Raw genomic sequence first — 358 nt, 5'->3', positions numbered from 1 at the left:
CAAGTGGCGTTGGGACCTGATGCAATCGACGGCACAGTAGTGAATGTGAACGGTGTGAACTACACCGTGACTGCAGCTGACCTTGCAAACGGCTTCATCACTGCAGCGATTCCTGTAACAGGCGAAGGCCCTGTGACCATCCATGCAGAAGCAGTGGATGCACAAGGTAACCTTGATGTTGCTGATGCAGATATCACCGTGACTGTAGATACCTTGCCTGCAGACCTGATCGGTGCGATCACGATTCCTGAAGACTTAAATTGCGACGGTATCTTAAATGCAGACGAGCTAGGCACAGACGGTACCTTCAATGCACAAGTGGCGTTGGGACCAGATGCAATCGATGGCACAGTAGTGA

1 protein-coding gene is annotated in these 358 nt (G+C 51.4%); it reads left to right on the top strand.

All coding sequences use genetic code 11. From position 1 onward, the window contains the following. The coding region (locus tag AC3II9_RS21625; protein ID WP_489158741.1) for a hypothetical protein at nt 1–358 on the top strand (358 nt) is incomplete at both ends.

Source organism: Lysinibacillus sp. RU7 (genome assembly GCF_057837305.1).
This window is presented reverse-complemented; position numbering and strand designations above follow the sequence as displayed.